We start from the raw sequence: 21,313 nt of genomic DNA, 5'->3' as shown, positions 1-21,313 counted from the left end.
TCGACAAGTTACAGCGTGAACTAAGGAACCGCCGTATACCGAACGGTACGTACGGTGGTGTGGAAGGTCGGCTACTCAACTAATGGGTAGCCTCCTATCCGATTCGTTGTGAATGCGAGCGGTCGGACCGATGGATCTTCACGCTAAGAACGATTCCGATCGCGATCATGCTGAGCAACAGGGAGCTGCCTCCGTAGCTGATGAAGGGCAGAGATATTCCCGTCAGAGGAAGCAAGCCGATGTGCATGCCGATATTAACGAAGATCTGAAACGTGAACATGCTGGCGATCCCGACGACGACGTACGCGCCGGCGTCCTTGCGGTTATCCATCGCAATGAGCACCATGCGATAGACAAGCAGAAAAAACAGCATCAGCAGCAGCGCGGAGCCTATGAACCCATATCTCTCTCCGACGATGACGTAGATGGAATCGGAATAAACATAGGGAATGAAGCCTTGGCTTGAAAAAAAACCGGAGCCCCCGAGCATTCCTCCTCCTCCGATCGCCGTGAGGGCGTTCATGGCGTGCCAGGATTTGTCGGGATCGCTGGCCGGATCGAGGAACGCTTGAATTCGCGCCAACTGGTGCGGTTGAATGAAGCGGGCCAGCTCGTCGTAATGCGCGTTGAACATCCACAGAAGTCCGACGACGACGGAAACCGAGGCGACGACCAGAGAAAGCATAAGTCCGTAGCCGATATTCCCAATCCATAACATGCCAAGCAAAATACCCGCAAAGACAAGGGCCGTGCCCAGATCGGGCTGCTTATAGACGAAAAAGAACGGGATCAGGAATACGATGCCGATCGGCAGCAGGTCTTTCATTATCCTGAGCTTCTCTCCGCCGCGCCGCTGCAGCAGATGCGCGATGAGCAGGATCGTAGACAGCTTGGCCAATTCGGAGGGCTGGAACTGGATCGGGCCAATGCTCAGCCACCGCGCCGCTCCATTCAAATTTTCGCCGAACAGCTGGACCGATAAGAGCAGCAAAATTCCGATGCCGTACAGCGCATACGCGAAATAACCCGTAAGCAGCCGATAATTGAAAAGAGCCACGATCAGCATCGGCAAGAGAAAGACGGCGGCATACGCCATATTGCTTCTGTGCAAGCCTTCCAGATTCGTTCCGTGGGTCGCTTCGTAGATCGCCAGAGTTCCGACCGTGATCAATCCAAACATCAAGAGCAATAAAGCCCCATCCAGCTTGCGTAATTTTTCGATAATAATCATTGTAGACCTCGGTTTTGGTATTTTCGCTCACGCCGGTCGAATGAATTTTCCCGAACCGAGAAATTTCACGCAGTTGCTTCTTTGCCGCAAGTATATTCAGTGTAACACTCCTTCATGGGGCAGAAAAAGGAGATTGGCGATTTCGCTTAATTTCTTTTGGCTCCGGAGAGGATTTATGCTATAATATCTCTTGCTGTGGCCCCGTAGCTCAGTGGATAGAGCGACGGTTTCCTAAACCGCAGGTCGGACGTTCGAGTCGTCTCGGGGCCGCCATAGCACAAGTCGAAAACCCTTGATCGTTTAGGGGTTTTTTCTTTTTGTTCAGGATACACGGAGCGTTCGTATTGCGGAGCTTGTCAAAATCGGCGGAATCCTCTACACTGTTATGCAAACGTTAATTCTAACTCGGGAAGAGGTTAAACGATGTCGGTCACCATTAAGGACATTGCCGCGGAGCTGGGGATCTCCGCTACGACGGTATCGCGTTCGCTCAAGGACGATGCGCGTATATCCAAGGAGGTCCGGGAAAAGGTAAAGAAGCTGGCGAGGAAAATGGGGTATCGGCCGAACCTGATGGCCAAGAGCCTGGTCAGCAATCGCACCTTTACGATAGGGTTTCTGGTCGATAATCTGTCCTGGTCGTTCTTCAGCGAATTGGCCGAGAATATCCAGAATGCCGCGGAGAGTCAGGGCTATTCCGTATTAATTTACAGCAGCCAGAAGAATGCCGAACGGGAGCGCGCCGGATGCGAGAGCTTCCTGTCCCGAGGCATCGACGGTCTGCTTGTCTATGCGACGGAAGCCGCCGCGAACGAGCCATTCTACGACGAGCTGGCCCAGATGGAGATTCCCGTCGTCTTCTTTAATCATTTCAGCCATATGAACGTCAACTGCGTGACGACGGACGATTACGACGGAGCCCGCAAAGCGATGCGTCATCTGCGGGAGCTGGGGCACGAAAGGATCGGCTATATCGGCTCCAAGGAAGACAGCTCGATCAAGCGCCAGCGGCTGGGAGCGTATCGGGATTCGGTTGCGGAATACGGGCTGTCCGATCCGGCGCGTTGGACCGCCTTGGAGGAGGACGATCCGCTCTACGGTTACCGTGTGGCGAAGGCCTGGTTCGGCGAAGCGTCCGCGGACAAGCCGACCGCGCTGTTCGCGCAGAATGATATGCTCGCGTTCGGCGCGTGCCGGGCGATCGCCGAGCTCGGATTGCGGATTCCGGAGGACGTATCGGTGATCGGATACGACGATCTGGACGTATGCAGGTTCCTGCATCCCCCGCTGACAACGGTGAAAATACCGCTCAGGCAGCTTGCGGACTCGGCCATGCGGTTTCTGGTCGAGCAGATCGGCTCGGAGAAAAAGGGGGACGAGGTGCGTCTGAAGACGACGTTCAGCCCCAATCTGATCGTTCGCCAATCCACCGGTCCGGCCGAATCCGGCCACAGCGGATAGATCAATAAACGTTATGTTCGAACAAGCCAAGGCGCGGGTGCGAGATCATCTGCGCTTTTTCCTTTATTCGGGCAGTTCAAAAAAAGCAATTGACAGAATCGCAGGGGATCGCATATATTATTTATGCGAACGTTCGCATTAATGAATACAAGATATGACAGCGCTATAATTGTTTTATTTGAGTTAACGTTACAATGAACGGAGATGAGACTTGAATGAGCCAGGAGAGCCTACGTGTAGCCGTTCTCGGCTTGCACAATCATTACCACATCTACCCGATGGCCCATTACATTGCGCAAGGAGCGGTTCCCGGTCTCAAGTGGGCGGGTGTCTACGACGAGCGGACCGGGCAGGCGCAGCGGTTCGCGGAACAGTACGGCCTGACGCGGGCGTATTCGTCGAAAGAGGAGCTGTTCGCGGATCCGGAAGTGGACGCGGTACTGGTAATGAGCGATACGGGAGCGCACGAGGAAGACGTGCTGGCCTGCGCGGCGCACGGGAAGCCGATTTTGCTCGACAAGCCGATCTCGATCACGGTCGCTCAGGCGGAGCGGATGGTGAAGGCGGCGGAGGAGGCCAACGTTCCATTCATGATGGCCTATTTGATCCGCTACTTGCCGCCATATGTTAAAGCCCGCCGGTTGATCGAACAGGGCGTTATCGGCAGGCCGCTGACGATGAAGATTTCGATCCGCTGTCCGCTCGGTTTCATTACCGATTCCCCGGACACAAAGGAACCGGGCTGGTACGTGGATCCGAAGAGAGGCGGTTACGGCGGATTCAACGATCACGGCATTCACTACACCGACATTATGCGGTATTTGCTCGGCAGCGAGCCGACCAGCGTATTCGGGCAAGTAGCCAAGCTGAAGCACCGGGAGCTGGAAGTCGACGATTACGGCGTCTGCGTCGTCAACATGGACGGAGGAGAGATCGTCACGATCGAGAGCACCTGGCACGCGCCGGGCTGGTACGCTCCGGCGACGAGCCAGGAGGAGTGCCTGATCGTCGGAACGGAAGGCGAAATCCACATTCACTATCAGAAGAGCCCGCAGATGGAGGTATCCGGGGTCGGCATCGACGGACGGGAGTACTACGACTGGCAAGGCGACGATCGCTACGAGATTTGCTATAAGGAATGCTTGGCTGAATTCGCCGAAGTCGTGCGCGGAGCCAGGACGGTAACGGTCGGCGGCTCGGACGGGCTCAAGGCGCTCAGGGTAATCGAAGGCGCGTATCGTTCGTCGGAATCCGGGCGGATTGTTCAACTCGGTTAATCGGAAGGAGAAGATCAACATGAACGAAGCGCGTATCGGCGTGATCGGCGCGGGAAGGATTTCCCACGTCATGGCCGCGGCTCATGCGCAGGTACCCGAGTCCAGGCTTGTCGGCGTGTTCGACGTCGTCAGAGGAGCTTCGGAACGTCTGGCGGAGAAATTCGGAATTCCGCGAATCTACGACAGCTATCAGGAGCTGCTCGCCTCGGACGAGATCGACGCCGTTCTCGTCTGTACGCCGACGTTTCTGCACGAGCGGATCGTCATCGACGCGGCTAACGCCGGGAAGCACGTGTTCTGTCAGAAGCCGATGGCTCTGACGCTGGAACAATGCGAGCGGATGAACGAAGCGGCGGTTCGCAACGGCGTTGTTTTGCAAGTCGGATTCATGATCCGGTTCACGCCTCCGTTCGCGGAAGTGAAGGAACGGATCGATAGCGGCGAGATCGGAGACCTTATCGCGATCCGGTCGGCGGTATTCGGATGGGAGCCGACGGCGGAATGGTTTTACGATCCGGAGCAAGGCGGGGGCTTGTTGATCGATACGATCATCCATACGTTCGATCTGTACCGTTGGTATGCCGGGGAGGTCGAGACGATCTACGCCGACGGAGGCGCTTACGTCTTCGAGGGAGCCCGCAAGCACGGCACGCCGGATAACGTCATGTGCTCGCTGAAGTTCCGGAACGGGGCGATGGGCAGCATCTACGGGAGCTGGTCGAGCGGTTACGGGGATAAAACTTTGGAGATTTACGGCACGAAGGGCTCGTTCTTCATCGATCTGATGGAGGCGCAGGGGGGACGGGCCTTTATCAAGAAAGACAAGCAAGCGCCGTCCCCCGCGGAGGGCTGGAACAACCTCGGCGTGCTGTGGAAGTTCGGGTACCAGCAGGAGGCCCGGCAATTCACCCACAGCATTCTCGGCCGAGTTCCTCCTTCGGCGACCGGCGCGGACGCGGTCGAGGCGCAAAAGCTGGCGATGCTGGCCGACCGGTCGATCCGCCAAGCCGCGGTGCTGAAGGTGTGAAAGGAGCGGGAAAATCGATGATCGGGATCGGAGTGGTAGGAACCGGCTTCTGGGCGCGGATGACGCACCTGCCGGCATTCGCGACGCTGGACGGGTTCGAACTGAAAGCGGTTGCTTCGGGAAGCGAAGCGAACGCGCACAGCGCCTCGCGGGAATACGGAATACCGGCGGTTCATCGCGATTACTTGTCGCTGGTGCGGGACCCGGACGTGCAGGTCGTCGATATTTGCACGCCGAATCATCTTCACGCGGAGATCGCGCTGGCCGCTTTCGCCGAAGGCAAAGACGTGATTTGCATCAAACCGCTGGCGACGACGCTGCAGGATGCGTACCGGATGGTCAATGAAGCGGAGAAGCGGGGCCGCAGGCTGCTCTACGCCGAGAACGTGCCGTTCATCCCGGCGCTCGAACGGCTGAAGCGCTTGATCGACGAAGGGCTGTACGGCAATCTCTTCCGTTACAAGGCGTGCGAGGGCATCGGTTCGCTGCACGCTTCCTGGTTCTCCGACCCGGAGCGCGTCGGAGGAGGCTCGATTATCGACATGGCGGTGCACGGGCTCAGTTTTCTGCAATGGATGGCGAACGGGAAGAAGGCGGCGAAAATCCATGCGGAGGCCGGGACCTTCGTTCATCGGCAGCAGTCGGAGGACACTTCGGTTATCGTGATCCGTTTCGAAGACGGCTCGATCGGCCAGACGGAGGACAGCTGGTCGCTGGCCGGAGGCTACGATTCCAGGTTCGAGGTGTTCGGCACGAAGGGCCATGCCCTCGTAGACTTGCTCTACGGCCATCCGATCCGCTCGGCGGTCGGAAGCTCGGCGGAAGGAGGAGCCGCGGTTTCTCTGCTGCATCCGGTGGACGATCACTTCGTCAAGGATGGGCACCTGAACATGATGGCCCACTTCCGGGACAGTCTGCTGAACGGCACGCCGTGCCGATCTGCCGGAGCGGAAGGCTACGAAATCATGCAGTGGGTAGACGCGGCGTATCGTTCGGTTCGAACGGGCGTGCCCGCGCTATTCCAATCGTAATTCAAAAGGAGACAGGACAGAGATGACCAAACTACGCGTCGGAATGATCAGCTACGAGCACGTGCACGCCGACTTTCGTTCGAAAGCGCTGAGCGAGATGGAGGACGTGGAGATCGTCGCCATTGCGGACGACGATGCCAAGCGCGGGGAGGCGGCCGTCTCGCGTTACGGCGGAGCGTATTATGCGGATTATCGTCAGCTTCTCTCCCGCAAGGACATCGACTTCGTCTTCATTCATTCGGCCAACTCGGCTCATCCGGAGATGGTGCTGGAGACGGCGGCGGCGGGAAAACATTTGTTCTGCGAAAAGCCGATGGCAACCCGTGCCGCCGACGCGCAGTCGATGACCGAGGCCGTGGAGCGGGCCGGACTGCGCAATACGCTGGGCTTCTGCAGCCGGTTCATACCGGAGGCCGAGCGGGCGAAGGAAGTGCTGGACAGCGGCCTGATCGGAAGGATGATCGGCGTCCGCGCCGTCATCGGCTTGGCGGGCATCGCGGAGATCGGCTGCCCCGACTATATGGTGGATTGGATGGTCGATCCGGTTCGCGGGGGCGGCGGCGCCTTGATCGACGAAGGGGCGCACGCTATCGATTTGCTGCGCTGGTATGCCGGCGACATTAAGGCGGTATCGAGCGTGACGGCCAATAACGACAAGCCGGCCCTGCAGGTGGAGGATAACGCGGCGACGGCGCTGCAATTCGCGAGCGGAGCGCTCGGCACGCTGAACACGCTGTGGAGCATGCATATCGACGTCGGCATGCGCAACACGCTTGAGCTGTACGGCACGGAAGGGACGATCTCGCTGGAATTGACCAGCAAGCATCCGAAGCTTCAAGTGTATTCGGAGCATCTGGGAGGACTGGCGAACGGCAGCTGGTTCGAGCCGCATATCAAGCCCGGGGAAGCGGAGCCGCACGACTATCAAGGGTGGCCGACACACGCGCAGCATTATAAGCGGGAAGTGACGGACATCATCGCTTGCTTGCGGCAGGACCGGCCGTTCCGCGTCGATTTCAGGGACGGCTTGCATGTGGCCAAGGTCACGGAAGCCGGCTATCAATCCGCTAAAGAGAGAAAGTGGATCGAGATTGGGTAGGAGGAACGGAGCAGAACCAAAACAGGGGAGGTTTTGCAAATGAAACTGCGTAATATTCAATGGGTCTTGGCTTTGGCTTTAGTGACGACGGCGTTATCGGCATGCTCTTCGAACAAGGGCGGCGGAGAAGCTTCGTCCGGAGAGAAAGTGACGCTCACGATTTCCCGCTGGGCCGGTCCGCACGCGGACGATCAGAAGGAGCTGCTGAAGCAGTTCGAAGAGGAAACGGGCATCGCCGTCAAGATGGACGATGTCGATTACGGACAGCTGCAGCAGAAACAGACGCTGAACATGTCGACGAAAACGGGAGAATACGACCTGGTCTGGGCGCAGGAAATCTGGATTCCCGAGTATATCAAATCCGGTTACCTGCTTCCGATCGATTCGTACGTTTCCAACGATACGCTGAATCCGCAGGATTTCGACTTCGAAGATTACAGCGCTAGCCTGATCTCCATTCTGACAAGCGACGGCAAGCTTTACGGCCTGCCGACGTTCATCCAGCTGCCGATCATGGTGTACAACAAGGACATGCTGGACGCGGAAGGCCTGAAGGCCCCGAGCACCTGGGAGGAGACGCTGGCCGTAGCCAAGCATTTCCGCGACAAGGGAACCGGGATCGCCCTTCCGGCCAAGCAGGGCCAGGCCGCCGTCGACATCTTCACTTCGCTGGTGCGCTCCAACGACGGGGATTACTTCGATTCCAACGGGAAGCTTGCGCTCGTCCAGCCGGCCGTGGCCGAAGCCGCCGCATTCTGGCAGGAGCTGGCCGCCGTGTCGATGAACGGCAGCGCCAACTGGCACTTCGATGAAGTGAACAAGGCGGTGCAATCCGGCCAGGCTCCGATCGGTATTACGATTTCCGGCCTGGCGGGAAGCCTGGAGGATGCGGAAGCCTCCAACGTGGCCGGGAAAATCGGCTATGCGCCCCTTCCTTACGCCAAGAAGCCTTACGGAACGCTGTCGGTCTGGAACTGGTGCGTGACGGCGGACAGCAAGCATCCGGAGGAGGCTTACCGGCTGGCGGCATGGCTGACGAGCAAGAGCACGGAAAAGGCACTCAGCCAGAAGAACGGCCAGATCGCGGCGCGGCAATCGCTGTTCAACGACGCCGATCTCGTCAAGCAGTTCCCGTTCTTCCCGGCCGTCGGGGAATCGCTCGCGCAGGCGGACACCCAGCCGCTCGATCCGAACGCGCCGAAGCTGATGGAGAAGCTGCAAACGGCGTTGTCCGCGCTGGCCGTCGGCAGCTCCGAGCCGCAGCGGATTCTGGAGCAGGCGCAGCAGGATCTGCAAGCCGTATACCCGTAATCCGTTCCGGCGCGCGGCTTGCCGCTATCGGCTCCGCGCGCCGGTTTTCCGCATCCGACATCGAGAAAAGGGGGGAGTCGCCCGATGACCCGATCCAACCGTTCCTATCTGGCCGGATTTCTCGTACTGCCGGCCGTCGCCGTCGTGTTCCTGGCGATGATCGTACCCCTGGGCTACGCGGCGGTCATGAGCTTGTTCGACTTCCAGATCGGCAGGGAAAACTCCGGCACGTTCGTCGGCCTCAAATACTATATCGCGTTTTTCCAAGACGGCGTCGCGCTTCACTCGCTGTACATTACGCTGGCCTTCACCGTCATCGCGCTGGCGCTGGAGCTTGGGCTCGGCATCGGCATCGCCGTCCTGCTCTCCGGAATCCCCGAGCGCTTGTCCAAGCCGCTGCGCGCGATCTATTCGATGCCGCTGCTCGTCTCCCCGATTATCGTGGGGCTGATCTGGCGGTATCTGTACGACCCGACCTTCGGCCTGCTCTATCAATGGCTCGGCGCCGTCGGCCTGGCCGACGATTTTGGCGGGCTGGCCAAGCCGGGCTCCGCGCTCTTCAGCATTATCGTCGCGGACGTATGGCAGACGACGCCCTTCATTCTGCTTGTCGTCACCTCGGGCTTGTCGACGATTCCGAGCGAGATTTACGAAGCCGCTCGCATGGACGGCTCGGGATTTCTGCGCACGCTCGTCCGGATTACGCTGCCGATGATCGGCAAGGTGATTCTGCTGCTTACGCTTATCCGCGGCACGGATGCGTTCCGGGTGTTTGACATCATCTACGCGCTTACGAACGGGGGCCCGGCCAATTCTACGATGTCGCTCAGCATACTCGCGTTCAAAAAAGGCTTCGAGCAATACGAGATGGGTTACGCGATGGCGATCTCGCTGATCACGATGCTGATTCTGATCGTGCTGTTCGCGCCTCTCGTGAAACGGTCGTCGTTCATGGTCAAGGAATAAGGAGGGGACTGGCATGCCGAGCAAAATGTTGCGCAACGGGGGCAAGGGCTTGATCCTCGCGTTGTTCGCCCTGTGGACCGTGATCCCGATCTGGATGGTTGTGATGACCTCCTTCAAAAAACAGAAAGATATTTTCACCGTACCGGTCAAGTGGACGTTCCAGCCGACCTTCGACAATTACGCCAAAGCGTTCTCCAATGGAGATTTCGGGCTGTATTTTCTGAACAGCGGCGCGGTTGCGATCGTCTCTTCGCTGCTGTCCGTCGGCCTGGGCACGCTGTGCGCTTACGGTCTAACGTCGTTCGGCCTTAAACGGTCGCGGGCGATAACGAACTTCTTCATGCTGGGCAAGCTGGTTCCGGCCGTGACGATGCTGCTCCCGATGTTCGTGCTGCTGCAATCGGTCGGCCTGCTCGGCACGTATGTCGGACCGATTCTCGCGCATACGGCGGTTAATCTTCCCTTCGTCGTATGGCTTGCGATCAGCTTCATCAAGGACCTGCCGAAGGAACTGGAGCAGTCGGCCTTGATCGACGGCTGTACCCGGATGCAGGCGTTCCGTAAAATCATTTTCCCGATCATCCTTCCCGGCGTTGTCGCCGCGGCCATTCTGTCGATGCAATATTCCTGGAACGAGCTCGTGTTCTCCATGCAGCTGACCGATATGGACACGTATACGCTGCCGGTCGGCATCTCCAGGTTCGTCGGCTCGGTCTCCGTAGACTGGGGCAAGAGCAGCGCGGCCGCTACGATCACGATGCTTCCGATCATCATTATCGGCTTTTTCATCCAGAAGCATCTGGCCGAAGGGACGACGGGAGGAGCGGTCAAAGGGTAACCCGTCGCTTGATCAAAATTACGCCGAGGAGGCAGCATCATGTATTTCGGAACGCAATATTACCGTCCTCCTTTTCCCGGATCGGCCGATTGGGACAAGGATCTTGCGCTTATCGCCGATACCGGCTTCAACCTGGTCAAGCTGTGGGCGGTCTGGTCGTGGATCGAACGCAGGCCGGAGGAGTACGCGTTCGAGGATCTGGACCGGCTGGTGGAGAAGTGCGCCGCGCTCGGCCTGAAGGTTGTCTTGAATCTGATTCCGGAGGGCGCTCCTTACTGGCTCGAGCGGCTTCATCCCGATGCGCGTTATTGCAGCCACGACGGCAAGCGGCTCGGGTTCAGCGGAGCGGCCAATCTGCCGTCCGGAGGCTGGCCCGGCCTGTGCCGCGACAAGGCGGAGGTAGAGGCGCTCGCCAATCGGTTCCTTGCGGCCGTGGCGGCCAGATACGCGGAGGTCGATGCGGTCATCGGCTTCGACGTCTGGAACGAGCCGCACATCGATCCGGCTTTCGACTATCCGGATGACCTGTTCTGTTATTGCGACCATTCCAGGGCGAAATTCGCGGGATGGCTTCGCGGCGAATACGGCACGGTGGAGCAGTTAAACCGCGCTTGGCATCGGGCTTATGCGGATTGGGAGGACGCCGGCGCGCCCATCCGGTTCGGCACGTATCCGGACATGATCGATTGGCGGCGTTTCTGGTTGGAGAACCATGCCGATTGGCTGTCTTCGCGAGCGGAAGCCGTTAAGGCCACCGCGCCGAACAAGGCGGCGATGACGCACGTCCCCTTCAGCGGCTATTTGGGCCAATGCGGAGAGGGAGGCCTGGGTCAGACGCTGACGGACGAATTTCTGCTGGCCGACCGGGTCGAGCAGTTCGGACTGACGAGCTTTCCGAAGTGGCTGATGGGCAACGACTTCGTGCAGCATCTGATGCACGTCGAACTGGTCGCGGCCGCCTCAGGCGGCAAGCCGTTCTGGCAAAGCGAGCTGCAGTCCGGCGGCGGGCTGTGGGGCATCGAGGGAAATCCGGTGGCGCTGCCCGAGGAGATCCGGCTGTGGAATTGGAACGCCCTGGCCGGAGGGGCGAAGGGCGTGCTGTACTGGCAGTGGCGTCCGGAGCCGTCGGGATTGGAATCTCCCGGATTCGGACTGACCGCTCTGGACGGCGGACCTTCCGAACGGACCGTCGCGGCCGGAGAGGTCGCAAGGTCGATTCTGGCGGAATCCGGCTTCCACGGCGCGATGGCGGCGCTCTCCGTCAACGGCATCTACGTCTCGCGTAACGCGGACCTGTTCGCCTTCGCCGCGGGAAGGGGAGAGAAGCTGTACGCGCAAGCGCTGTACGGTGCCTACGAGGCCGCCTATTCGGCTGGCGTGCCGGTTCGGTTCGTGCACGGCGATCGACTTAAGGAAGCGTCGGAAAAACTGTCGGTGCTTTATGTACCCGCGGCATTCTCCTTGAGCGGGGAGGAGACGCGCATGCTGGCGGAATTCGCGGCGGGCGGAGGCACGCTGGTACTGGAAGCGTGCGCCGGCATGTACGACGAGCGGGGGACAATTCGCGAGCGGTCGCTCGTTCATGATCTGTTCGGCGTAGAGGCGCTCGAGGTCTCGATCGAGGATCGCGTCGCATGGGAGTGGGCGGACGCTTCGGGCCGCCCGGTCGCGGCGGCGGGAGCTCGTTACCGGCAGGATATGATGGGCACCGCCTCCCGTATCGACGTGGTCGGCCACTTTCCCGACGGCGGTCCGGCGCTCTGCCGGATCGCGCACGGGAGCGGAACCGTCGTCTGGACGGGGACGCTGCCTTCCGTCGCCTACCGCCGATTCGGGGACGACGGAGCGCGGCGGTTCATCGTCGCGCAGCTCGAAGCGCAGGCATACCCCGGCATCCACGTAGGCGCGCTTGGCGATCGTATGCTGTATCGCCTGTTCGAAGCGGAGGGAGCCCGGTATCTGGCGATTGTGAATCACGGCGAATTCGAAGGCTCTATTCGCTTGGGCGCCGATGGCGCTCCGGCCGCCACCTTCGTCGTTCCGGCTAAGGACGGTCGCCTGATTCGGCTCGCAAGCTTGTAATCCGGCAAGTGCAATAAAGAGAAGGGATGTCCCGGAGGTCCTATAAGAGGACCGGGGACATCCCTTGCTCTTCGTATCAGTTCGTCCAGTAGTTTACGTTAAAGTCGTTGTCGAGAAACTCCAGTCTGACCGTATGATAGGAGCCCGCCGGGAAAGTGAACGTGCCCGCGTCGACGGTCTCGTACGTCTGCCAGCCGCCGGTGTTCGGAATCGTCACGGTCGGGCCGGCGACGCCGTCGATGACGAAGCGGAGCCGCTTGTTGCTGTTGATCGTAGCTGCGCGGACCTTCAGCGTAACCGTTCCCTGCAGCGGGATTTCCTTCCACTCGAGCCATTCGCCCGCGGCGATGGCGCCTACGTTCCAGCCTCCCCCCGTATCTCCCGAATTTTCCACGTCCATGTCTCCATCCCGGTACAGGCCCCACAAATTGCCCGGAGTCGTGTCGGAATAGGCGTCCGCGCTTTCGGCCTCTACGCGAAGGTCCTCCGGGAACGGATTTTGCGAGAACCGCCGTAAAATGTTGATCATTTGGTTCGGATAGTCATACTTCGTTTGCGCATACGCGCCTTCCCGGCCTCTCCACGTCGCGGCGTTCTCCTCCCAATCGGAGAATCCTTCGACCAGCGTCACCAGACTGTTCGGTACCGTAAACGCCAGATTGTCCTCGAACGTCTGGCCGTGGTCCGGATCGATCTCCATGAACGTAGAGCCGACGACGAAGCGGAACGAAGGCACGGCAACGCCGAAATTATGGCCGTTGAACGATTGCACCGTCCGCCCGCCCGGCACCGGGAACCAGCCGTTGATACCATCGACGACGGACGCCACGGTCGGATCCTCCGACAGCCACGACTGGTCGACGATGAAATACGGATCCACTCCGAATTCCTCCATCGCCTGCTCCCGGACGTACTCGACCAGCTTCTTCAGGTTGCCGTTGCCTTGGTTGGTGAACGCGAAGTCGCCGACACCCCATTCGTAAATGACGGGACGGCCGTCGATCTTGAAGCGCATGCTGTCCGGAACGGCTTCGAAAAAGGCGCGCAGATTATTGTCCCACATATAGTGGTAGCCGCCTTCCCCGGTTCCGTCTTCGTCCCCGATATCGAACGGAGGGTTGTAGCCGCCCGTGCCGTGCTTAAACGCGTTTTTCTTGTCGGTCATCGAGGCCGGCGTATCGTCGAGCGCGCTGATTTTCAGCTTGTCGGCCGCTCCCCTGCGATTGATCGCGTCGACCAGTCCGCTCAGCTTCCGTGTATCGCCGCCGCTGTTGGCGCTGAGCGGCGGGTCCAGATAGCCGCGGATCGTCGGCGCGACGAAGTCGACGCCCGCAGACAGCAGCTCTTCCACATAGTTGTCCCAGAACTTGGCCTCGTCCGTGGTTGCCTTGAACAGGGGCAGGTTAAAGATTTGATTGCCCTGGTTGTCGTACGGTCCGCCGTGCAGCGTTCTGTCCGAGAAGCCGAACGTAACGCCCAGATAATGCGGTCCTTCCGTGTTCGGCGGACCGGCGACGACGACCCGCTCGAACAGTTCCCACTGGCCGGCCGTGACGCTGCCGGCCGACAGCGGAATCGCCGTATTCGCGTTCGCGGAGACAAACCGGTCGTTCGCCGCCGAGCGCAGCCGAACGTGGTCGCCTCCGGCGTCGACGATCTCGAACTTCTCGTTTGTCCCGATCGTCGCGGCGCTGGCGATCAGCCGATTGTCGGGCTGCTTCGAGACGTATTTTCCGTTAGCGTTAGCCTGCAGCGCGTACAGACCGCCGTCTGCGTCGCGGACGACGAATTGCTCCCAGATGCCGACTGCGGCCCGATTGGCGATGAGCGGCTCCGCGCCCGCGCCCTCGGCGCATACATACTGACTGTTTTGCACCGCTTTAAGCGCGATCGTCTCTCCGAACTCGGGCGTCGAAGCTTCGACGGAGCGCGCGCCGTTCGCCCAGACGGGCAGGGCGATCAACGCGGCTAGTACGCCCAACAGAAATTTGCGGCCAACATTCATTGTTCATAACCTCCATCGTTTGATAGTCGGATTGCGGTTGTGCCGTTCAAGCAAGCTGCCAGCGGAACTTTTCCCACGGACCGATCGCCGTCCGATCGGCGATCAGCGGCTGCGTCCCGGCACTTTCCGCGCATACGTATCGGTCGTTCACGACCGCCTGAAGCGAGAACGTATCGTCATCGTTGACGATCCAACGGAACTTCTGAGCTTCTCCGATCGCGTTCGCGTCAGCGATGAGACTCGATGCGCCCGCGGTCACGAACTGGTTGTCGATCATCGCCTGCAGGGCGATCGTCCCGTCCCCGGCGTCCACGATCAGGAGTTGCTCCCAGGAACCGACCGACGCCCGATCGGCGATCAAGGGCTCTGTTCCCGCGTTCTCCGCCGCCACGAACAGGTCGTTGATTGCCGCCTGGATCGCGATGACCGATCCGATTGGCGCCGCGCCTCCTCCAGGCCCGCCGCTGCCGGACGTGTACACCCTGAACGCGTCGATCGCCGCCACCTGAGACGTTTTGCTGACGATTTTGATCGTATGCGTTCCCGGGGACAGACCGGTTTTGCTGAACACGACCTGCTGGACTTGGCGCGGACCCGAGACGTACAAATCGACATTTTGCTGAAGTACGTCGTCGATATAGACGTCTACGTTCCCCATGTCGCCGTTCTTCTCGCTGTAGTAGTCAATGCCGGTTCCGACGAACGTATATTCGGCCGTCGCGCCGTTCGTTACCGTATAGTGGAGATCGTCGTTGTAATCGCCGTACCCGCGGTTACCGCTGTACAGCCAACCGCTGCCGTAGCTGAAGCCGGCGGCATCGTCGTTAACCATGCTCCAATTTGGATCGGTTCCACCTTCTGACGAGCCGAGCTTGCGATTCGTGCCGCTGAGCGTCTTCGCGGTTTGGTTCGCCGTCCCGGAGAGCGTCTCCGGCGCATAGTCGCTCAGCGTCTTGGCCGTCCGTTCGACAATATAGACGGTGTCGGCCGCTGTCGCGAAGTTGAACTCCGCGCTTGACGCCGTTAGTACAATCGCGTTGTCTGAGGCCCGTCTTACCCGGATTTGCTGTGTTCCCCACGGGTTGACGACGGTCGCGGGATTGCCGTACTGGCTGCGAATGCCGACGTACTTGATTTCGCCCGCCTCGCGCTCCGAGCTGACGAGGAAGCCGCCGGCGGCGAGCAGCGAGAACTTCGCGACGAAGCCCGATTCGGTCGGCACTGCCGGGAAGACGCGGATTTTATCGTTATAACTTTGCAGGAGTGATTCGTTCATCGCCGACAGATGCACGCCCAAATATTCGAATTCGCCGTTCGTGTCGTTCGTTCGTCCGTTGGGCAGCGTCTGGTAGCGCTGCAGCATCGTCTTCATGCCCTGGTAAGCGGCGTTGCCGAGTCCCAACCTGGCCGCCTGGATCGCGCCTGGGTCCCAGATCGCTCCGTAGGTGAAAATACGACTGTTGAAGTTGTTCAACAGCATCGCATAGTCGGGCGCTCCTATGCCGCTGACGCTGTAGGGCCACAGCAGCTCCAGAACGACGTTTTCCCCATTGCGGATCGTGGCTGCCGGGGGTGAATGCGGGAAATACTTGTTCGGATCGCCGGGATCGACCGGGTAGGCGACCAGATTGTCCAGCACGTTCTGCCACTGGGCGCGCATCGACGCATCGACGCCGAGCTGCTGGCTGATCTGGATCGCCTTCGGAAACAGACTGCGAACGGCCGCCAGATCGGTAATCGCGTTTTCGACGTCCCAGTAGGTTTCATGCGCATTTGAGCTCTCCATGTAGAATTTGCCCGTACCGCTGTCGTAGCTCAGCATGGCGGTATAGAACTTGGCGACTTCCTTCATGAAAGGGTAGGCGGTCTCGGCCAAATAAGCGGCATCGTTCGTGTACCTGTACTGGTCGTACATATTCAGCGCCGCTTCCGCTCCGGTCGACAGCGTATCGTTGACGAAGTCGCTGTTAATCGTGCCGGCGGCACTGCCGTTCCAGCCCATCGTCTCGGGAACCCATATGCCGTCGATGCCGTAGCGGGTCATCGTGTAGGCTTTCAGCGTGTTGAAGTTGCGACTGTACAAATGGTTGAACACGTTCATCATGTCCGCATGGTTGGAGGCCAGGAACGAGTTGTAGATGTCCCTCTGGTTCCAGTACCAATATGCGTTGCTCCATTTGTTGCTGTCGTCGTCCCGCACCGCGCTGAAAACGCCGTTGATGAAATGGAACGGATAATTGCCATAGCCGCCCGCTGCGATCATATACGTAGTGAGGTAATAAATATTCTCCATATAATCGGCGTCGCCGGACGGATTGGCATACTGGACGAACGATTTGTTCCAGAAGCCGTGCCACCAGTTCTTGTAGGCGGTCATCGTTGCCGTGTAACCCGTATTGCTGATATCGGTCAGAAGCGTCTTCGCTTGGTTGACGGATTGATGGCCAGGCGCGTTTAACCTGCTGGCGGAAGCGATCCAAATCGTATAGCTTGCGGAAGGAGAAATGTTCAGCCGTACCCGGCGCGAATCGACGGCCTGCGTCGTGAAGCTGGCTCCCTCCACCGTAGCCGCAAGCGTATACCCGAAGTTGTCGGCATCCGTCTGGCCGCGGCTGAAGCCTGCGACCGTCGGCTCGATGAACGTGGACACCGTGCGCCACGTGTTGATGTCCGGTACGTCTCCACCTCCGAAGCCGGTCACGTCCCATAGGCTTAGCTCGAGTGAAACGCCCGTGACATTGGTCCTGCTGTCCTCGATGTGAATGCCGATGACCTCCGAATTCGGAGAGCCCATTACCGTGATCGTCCGGTTGCTGTCGTAAGTCGTCGTCAGCGTACCGTCATACAGGTTCAGCCGCTGCTGGTACGTCGTATATCCGGCATCCATGTCCGGATTCGTGGACAAGCGGACAAGTCCTTGCGAGGCGAAGCCTTCCTGCGAAGCATCCACGCCGGATACCTGCATCGTCAGTCCGTTCTCGGCGTGCCACACCATTGCGCCCACGCGGCCGTTGCCTACGGGAAGTCCGCTCTTAGGATCGGTGTTCGGCGAATTGTACACGACATCGTGCTTGGACAAATACGCGGCGTAATCGACGTTCAGCATTCCCGTCGTCGCGTTGAAGGCGTGCGAGGTCGGACTTGCCGATGCTGGGGCGATCGAAAGCGACGCCGCGAGCAAGGCAGCGCCCGTCAGCATGGTCAGCGTCTTGCGCCAGCCTTTTTTCCAGTCCTTCGTTTTCAATAATCCTGCCTCCTCTCCGAATTGGCCTTTCTTGCCTGTTCGTCTGTCGGCGCTGTATGCGCCGCTTAGCCCATCTGTGCCGACACCACCACCTCTCCGGAATGCACCGAAGACGCGCGATAAAGAGGCCGCCCCGTCAGCGGTCGAGCTGTTACGCTCGGCTTAGCTACAGGACGGCCTCCGACGTGCGTCCCGTACGTTACTGCGCCAGGAACTCGTCGATTTGCCTCTGCTTTTCCTCGATGATTTTGTCGACGCCGGCCCGCTTCATCTTATCGATAAACTCCGCATACTTCGCATCCTGCTGCTGAGGGCTGCCCGAGCCGCTTTCCAGCACCTTGCGGTACTCGGATACGACGGCCGATACTTTGGAGATTTCCGATTTAACCGCATCCGGATTGAATTCGAAGCCGGCGATGATCGATTTCTCGAAGTTGGCCGGATCGGTCAGGAACGAGATCGTTTTCTTATCCGTCTCAGTGGCGTTTGCAGAAATGCGGGTATTGGACCATGGCGTTACCATCCACCATTCGTTGAAGAACACATTCGTTTTATCCAGGCCGTCGGGGTATTTGAACTGGTCGTCGCCAATCGCGATAAAATCTTGGCCCTCGACTCCGTACAGATACAGGTCCCGGAACGATTTGTCCTTGTAGAGCAAATTAAGGAACATGAGAACGCGTTCGGGCTTCTTGGAAGAGGGAGAAATGACGGTGAAGTTGCCGGCTTTGAACGAGCTGACCATCTTCGCGCCCTTCTCCAGAAACACGAAGTTGATGCGCGCCCCGGGCTCGATCTTCGACAGAGCCTCCGTCCGGTCGCCGAGCCAGCCTTCGGGAGGGTTGCCCATGCCTCCGATGACGCTGATGTCCGTGTTGGCATCGGTCACGACGTTCGATTTGCTGGATAGCGAATCCTTGTCGACGAGCCCTTCGTTCCATACCTGACTCTGCAGCTTCAAGAAGTCCCTGTACTGCTGCGTCTCGAACTGGTTGACGACCTGCGGTTCGTTGTTCAGCAAGATGCCGGGCGAATTGAAGTCGTTGCTCGGAATATACTCCCGCTGCATGCCGAGGAACGCCACGGACTGGTAGTTGCCCGAATATTCCCCGTTAAACCGCCCCATGACTCTCGACTTGTCCGCGGCCATGACCGTACGACCGAATTCGATCGTATCCTCGATCGTTTGGAAATCTTCAGGACTATAGCCGTATTTCTCCGCCAGATCGGCACGGAAATTGTAGCCCTGCGGGTACTCTAGCGGTCCGGGAACCGGAATGCCATAGATTTTGTCCTGGTAGCGGTTCGTATCGACGTACTCCGCGGTCAACCCGTTATACAGATCAGGTGCGTACTTCGGGAACAGATCGGTAATGTCCATCGCTCCGCCTTTGGCCAGCACTTGAGCATACTGAATCCACCAGCCATGGTAGAAGAAATCGAAGTTTTCGCCTGCCGCCAGCTTGACCAGAATCTGGTCCTTATAGCTGTCCCACGGAATGTACTGGATGTTCAGCGTAGCCTGGATTTCCGCCGTCAGCCGCTCGTTCAGCGCCTTGATGACCTCGTCGTAGCGCTGGGGCTTGTCGCCGGGCAAGATGAGCTTCAATTCGACCTGTTCGAGCTTTTCCTCCGCGGACGCCGACGGTGAAGCCTCCGAGGACGGAGCAGAGCCAGATGCCGACGACGAGGCGGCCGGTGCCTCGTTCCCTCCTCCCGACGAGCAGCCGGCGAGCGCGATCAGCAGAGCCAGCAGAAGCGTTAGAGCCGGAATGAAGCGTTCTCTCTTTAGCAAATGAATAACCTCCCGTGAGTTGTATGCTATACCGATAATCGGTGAGTAGCCGTCGATCGTTGAGACCGTATTAGCCCTTGATGCCCCCGATGGTCAACCCTTTCACGAAGTACCTCTGGATGTAAGGGTAGGCCGCGATGATCGGACCGATCGAGATGATCGTGGTCGCCATCTGAACGCCGTTGGCGGGCACTTGAATGAATTTCGATGTATCGATCTGACTGGAGATGAACGTCAGGTTGGAAATCATTTTCTTCAGCAGCAGTTGCACGGGAACGAGTCGGTCCGACTCGATGAAATTCAGCGACAGCCACCAGTCGTTCCAATAACCGAGCGCGTAGAACAGGGAAATCGTCGCCAGGCCCGGCATCGAGAGCGGTGCGACGATGCTCAGAAACGTCCGCAGATGTCCGGCGCCGTCGATTCGGGCCGATTCGCCGATTTCCTTCGGAATCGTCTCGAAGAAGCTTTTGAGCACGAACATATTAAACGGGTTGACCAGATACGGCAGGATGAGCACCCACAGCGTGTCCTTCAGTTGCAAATATTTGCTGATCAAAATGTACCAGGGAACGATTCCCCCGTTGAACAGCATGGTCAACAGGACGAAGGCAAGCAGCGCCCCGCGCCCTTTCATCTCTTTCTGCGCCAGCGGATAGGCGAGCAGCGCGGTGACGGTAATCGCCATCAGCGTGCCGAGAAGCGTAACTGATATGCTGACCAGAAACGACTGGACGACGGTGTTCAACTGGAAGACGGTGCTGTAAGCGTATAAGGTGAACTGCTTCGGTATAAGCGAAAATCCATTGTCTTTCAGCACCTGCTCGGTTTCGAACGAGCTGCCGAGCACGATCAGGAACGGCACCAGGCAGACGATTCCGAGCAGCGCGAACAGCGCGTAGTTGGCTGCGTTAAACAGGCGAAACCCGAAGGTTTTATATTCGACCATTCCTTATAATCCTCCGTGTCAGAAGAGAACGCCCTTGTTGTCGTCGCTCAGCTTTTTGGAAATCCAGTTCGTGATCAGAACCATGATCAGTCCCATGAAGGACTGATACAGGCCGACCGCCGAGGTCATGCCCATGTCTCCAAGCGTTCGCATGGAGCGGAATACGTAAGTGTCGATGACGTCGGTCGTCGAATACAGCTGGCCGTTGTCGCCGACAAGCGCGTAAATCATGCCGAAATCTCCGTAGAAAATGCGCCCCACCGCCAAGATGAGCAGCACCAGAATCGTCGGGCGAAGCTGCGGTAGCAAAATCCGCATGATTTGCTGCAGCCGGCTCGCCCCGTCGATGCGGGCGGCTTCGTAATATTCCGGATTGACGCCGGCGATCGCGGCCAAGTAGATGATGACGCCGTAGCCGGTCGTTTTCCACAAGTAGACGATGACGAGGATGGCGGGCCACAGCTCCGGACTGTTCATAAAGTCGACCCGCTCCAGTCCGAAACCGGTCAGCAGCTTGTTGATGATCCCCTTCTCGTAAGCAAGGAATGTCCCGAGAAACAGCGACACGACGATCCACGAAATAAAATAAGGGAAAAAAATGAGCGTCTGGAACGTCCGCGCGCCGTATTTGCCGCGAATCTCGTTAAGCAGCACCGCGACGGCGACGGCGACCGCCGTTCCGACGGTAATGAACAAGCCGTTCAGGAACAACGTGTTGTACGTCACCCGGAACAAGTCCGGCGAGGTGAAAAAAAACTCGAAGTTGTCGAAGCCCGCCCACGGACTGCGGAAGATGCCGTCGGTGAAGTTGTAATTTTTAAAGGCGATTACAACTCCGAACATCGGCAAATAGCAAAATACGAAAAAATACAAAAGCCCTGGCAGCGCCATATAATAGAGCGCCCGATTCATGGATCTCCTCCTCTGTCTTCCGTGGATTCCGCGGCCGATTGGTCCGGGCCGCCCGAGCCGCTCGTATTCCGCCGCGGCCGTACTC

15 protein-coding genes and 1 tRNA gene are annotated in these 21,313 nt (G+C 58.8%); 10 read left to right on the top strand and 6 right to left on the bottom strand.

Annotated features, from left to right (window positions below):
- Positions 1 to 94 precede the first annotated feature (94 nt).
- Entirely contained in the window at positions 95 to 1,231 is a 1,137-nt protein-coding gene (locus tag ACFFT4_RS21695) for an FtsW/RodA/SpoVE family cell cycle protein (protein ID WP_378050914.1), read from the bottom strand.
- A gap of 197 nt (positions 1,232 to 1,428) precedes the next feature.
- On the opposite strand from ACFFT4_RS21695, the gene ACFFT4_RS21690 reads away from it, so the two are divergent.
- The 10 genes from ACFFT4_RS21690 to ACFFT4_RS21645 all read left to right on the top strand — a co-directional run bounded on the left by ACFFT4_RS21690 (position 1,429) and on the right by ACFFT4_RS21645 (position 12,323).
- Positions 1,429 to 1,504, top strand: a tRNA-Arg gene (locus tag ACFFT4_RS21690).
- 150 nt (positions 1,505 to 1,654) lie between these two features.
- The gene (locus tag ACFFT4_RS21685) at positions 1,655 to 2,692 is read left to right on the top strand and encodes a LacI family DNA-binding transcriptional regulator (protein WP_378050913.1); all 1,038 of its coding nucleotides are present in this window, start codon (positions 1,655 to 1,657) and stop codon (positions 2,690 to 2,692) included.
- 215 nt (positions 2,693 to 2,907) lie between these two features.
- Entirely contained in the window at positions 2,908 to 3,969 is a 1,062-nt protein-coding gene (locus ACFFT4_RS21680; protein ID WP_378050912.1) for a Gfo/Idh/MocA family protein, read from the top strand.
- A gap of 19 nt (positions 3,970 to 3,988) precedes the next feature.
- Positions 3,989 to 4,996 (top strand): Gfo/Idh/MocA family protein, encoded by a 1,008-nt coding sequence (locus tag ACFFT4_RS21675; RefSeq protein WP_378050911.1) that lies wholly within the window; start codon positions 3,989 to 3,991, stop codon positions 4,994 to 4,996.
- Between the two features lie 17 nt (positions 4,997 to 5,013).
- Positions 5,014 to 6,027: a Gfo/Idh/MocA family protein gene (locus tag ACFFT4_RS21670; RefSeq protein ID WP_378050910.1), complete on the top strand. Its 1,014-nt coding sequence runs from the start codon at positions 5,014 to 5,016 to the stop codon at positions 6,025 to 6,027.
- 22 nt (positions 6,028 to 6,049) lie between these two features.
- Entirely contained in the window at positions 6,050 to 7,126 is a 1,077-nt protein-coding gene (locus tag ACFFT4_RS21665) for a Gfo/Idh/MocA family protein (RefSeq protein ID WP_378050909.1), read from the top strand.
- Positions 7,127 to 7,165: 39 nt separating this feature from the next.
- Positions 7,166 to 8,437: an ABC transporter substrate-binding protein gene (locus ACFFT4_RS21660; protein WP_378050908.1), complete on the top strand. Its 1,272-nt coding sequence runs from the start codon at positions 7,166 to 7,168 to the stop codon at positions 8,435 to 8,437.
- 84 nt (positions 8,438 to 8,521) lie between these two features.
- The gene (locus tag ACFFT4_RS21655; protein WP_378050907.1) at positions 8,522 to 9,403 is read left to right on the top strand and encodes a carbohydrate ABC transporter permease; all 882 of its coding nucleotides are present in this window, start codon (positions 8,522 to 8,524) and stop codon (positions 9,401 to 9,403) included.
- A 13-nt stretch (positions 9,404 to 9,416) separates the two neighbouring features.
- Positions 9,417 to 10,241 (top strand): carbohydrate ABC transporter permease, encoded by an 825-nt coding sequence (locus ACFFT4_RS21650; RefSeq protein WP_378050906.1) that lies wholly within the window; start codon positions 9,417 to 9,419, stop codon positions 10,239 to 10,241.
- Positions 10,242 to 10,280: 39 nt separating this feature from the next.
- The gene (locus tag ACFFT4_RS21645; protein ID WP_378050905.1) at positions 10,281 to 12,323 is read left to right on the top strand and encodes a beta-galactosidase; all 2,043 of its coding nucleotides are present in this window, start codon (positions 10,281 to 10,283) and stop codon (positions 12,321 to 12,323) included.
- A gap of 76 nt (positions 12,324 to 12,399) precedes the next feature.
- Here ACFFT4_RS21645 and ACFFT4_RS21640 read toward each other — a convergent pair whose 3' ends face one another.
- From ACFFT4_RS21640 to ACFFT4_RS21620, 5 genes are all read right to left on the bottom strand, one after another.
- Positions 12,400 to 14,328 (bottom strand): DUF5010 domain-containing protein, encoded by a 1,929-nt coding sequence (locus ACFFT4_RS21640; RefSeq protein WP_378050904.1) that lies wholly within the window; start codon positions 14,326 to 14,328, stop codon positions 12,400 to 12,402.
- A 46-nt stretch (positions 14,329 to 14,374) separates the two neighbouring features.
- Positions 14,375 to 17,572: a glycosyl hydrolase family 95 catalytic domain-containing protein gene (locus ACFFT4_RS21635; protein WP_378050903.1), complete on the bottom strand. Its 3,198-nt coding sequence runs from the start codon at positions 17,570 to 17,572 to the stop codon at positions 14,375 to 14,377.
- A gap of 199 nt (positions 17,573 to 17,771) precedes the next feature.
- On the bottom strand, positions 17,772 to 19,367 hold the full coding sequence (locus ACFFT4_RS21630; protein WP_378050902.1) for an ABC transporter substrate-binding protein: 1,596 nt from the start codon (positions 19,365 to 19,367) through the stop codon (positions 17,772 to 17,774).
- Between the two features lie 70 nt (positions 19,368 to 19,437).
- Positions 19,438 to 20,316: a carbohydrate ABC transporter permease gene (locus ACFFT4_RS21625; RefSeq protein ID WP_378050901.1), complete on the bottom strand. Its 879-nt coding sequence runs from the start codon at positions 20,314 to 20,316 to the stop codon at positions 19,438 to 19,440.
- Positions 20,317 to 20,334: 18 nt separating this feature from the next.
- On the bottom strand, positions 20,335 to 21,228 hold the full coding sequence (locus ACFFT4_RS21620; protein ID WP_378050900.1) for an ABC transporter permease: 894 nt from the start codon (positions 21,226 to 21,228) through the stop codon (positions 20,335 to 20,337).
- Between the last annotated feature and the right edge of the window lie 85 nt (positions 21,229 to 21,313).

It is taken from the genome of Cohnella cellulosilytica (genome assembly GCF_042431195.1).
In the GTDB taxonomy this organism is placed as follows: domain Bacteria; phylum Bacillota; class Bacilli; order Paenibacillales; family Paenibacillaceae; genus Cohnella; species Cohnella cellulosilytica.
The sequence above is the reverse complement of the archived record's forward strand: the minus strand, read 5'-3'. Positions and strand labels throughout refer to the sequence as shown.

Excerpts from the sequence above, each read along its gene's own strand:
- ACFFT4_RS21695 (WP_378050914.1), bottom strand. The coding sequence starts at position 1,231 with ATGATTATTATCGAAAAATTACGCAAGCTGGATGGGGCTTTATTGCTC.
- ACFFT4_RS21640 (WP_378050904.1), bottom strand. The coding sequence starts at position 14,328 with ATGAATGTTGGCCGCAAATTTCTGTTGGGCGTACTAGCCGCGTTGATC.
- ACFFT4_RS21620 (WP_378050900.1), bottom strand. The coding sequence starts at position 21,228 with ATGAATCGGGCGCTCTATTATATGGCGCTGCCAGGGCTTTTGTATTTT.
- ACFFT4_RS21685 (WP_378050913.1), top strand. The coding sequence starts at position 1,655 with ATGTCGGTCACCATTAAGGACATTGCCGCGGAGCTGGGGATCTCCGCT.
- ACFFT4_RS21655 (WP_378050907.1), top strand. The coding sequence starts at position 8,522 with ATGACCCGATCCAACCGTTCCTATCTGGCCGGATTTCTCGTACTGCCG.
- ACFFT4_RS21675 (WP_378050911.1), top strand. The coding sequence starts at position 3,989 with ATGAACGAAGCGCGTATCGGCGTGATCGGCGCGGGAAGGATTTCCCAC.
- ACFFT4_RS21665 (WP_378050909.1), top strand. The coding sequence starts at position 6,050 with ATGACCAAACTACGCGTCGGAATGATCAGCTACGAGCACGTGCACGCC.
- ACFFT4_RS21670 (WP_378050910.1), top strand. The coding sequence starts at position 5,014 with ATGATCGGGATCGGAGTGGTAGGAACCGGCTTCTGGGCGCGGATGACG.
- ACFFT4_RS21645 (WP_378050905.1), top strand. The coding sequence starts at position 10,281 with ATGTATTTCGGAACGCAATATTACCGTCCTCCTTTTCCCGGATCGGCC.
- ACFFT4_RS21680 (WP_378050912.1), top strand. The coding sequence starts at position 2,908 with ATGAGCCAGGAGAGCCTACGTGTAGCCGTTCTCGGCTTGCACAATCAT.
- ACFFT4_RS21660 (WP_378050908.1), top strand. The coding sequence starts at position 7,166 with ATGAAACTGCGTAATATTCAATGGGTCTTGGCTTTGGCTTTAGTGACG.
- ACFFT4_RS21625 (WP_378050901.1), bottom strand. The coding sequence starts at position 20,316 with ATGGTCGAATATAAAACCTTCGGGTTTCGCCTGTTTAACGCAGCCAAC.
- ACFFT4_RS21650 (WP_378050906.1), top strand. The coding sequence starts at position 9,417 with ATGCCGAGCAAAATGTTGCGCAACGGGGGCAAGGGCTTGATCCTCGCG.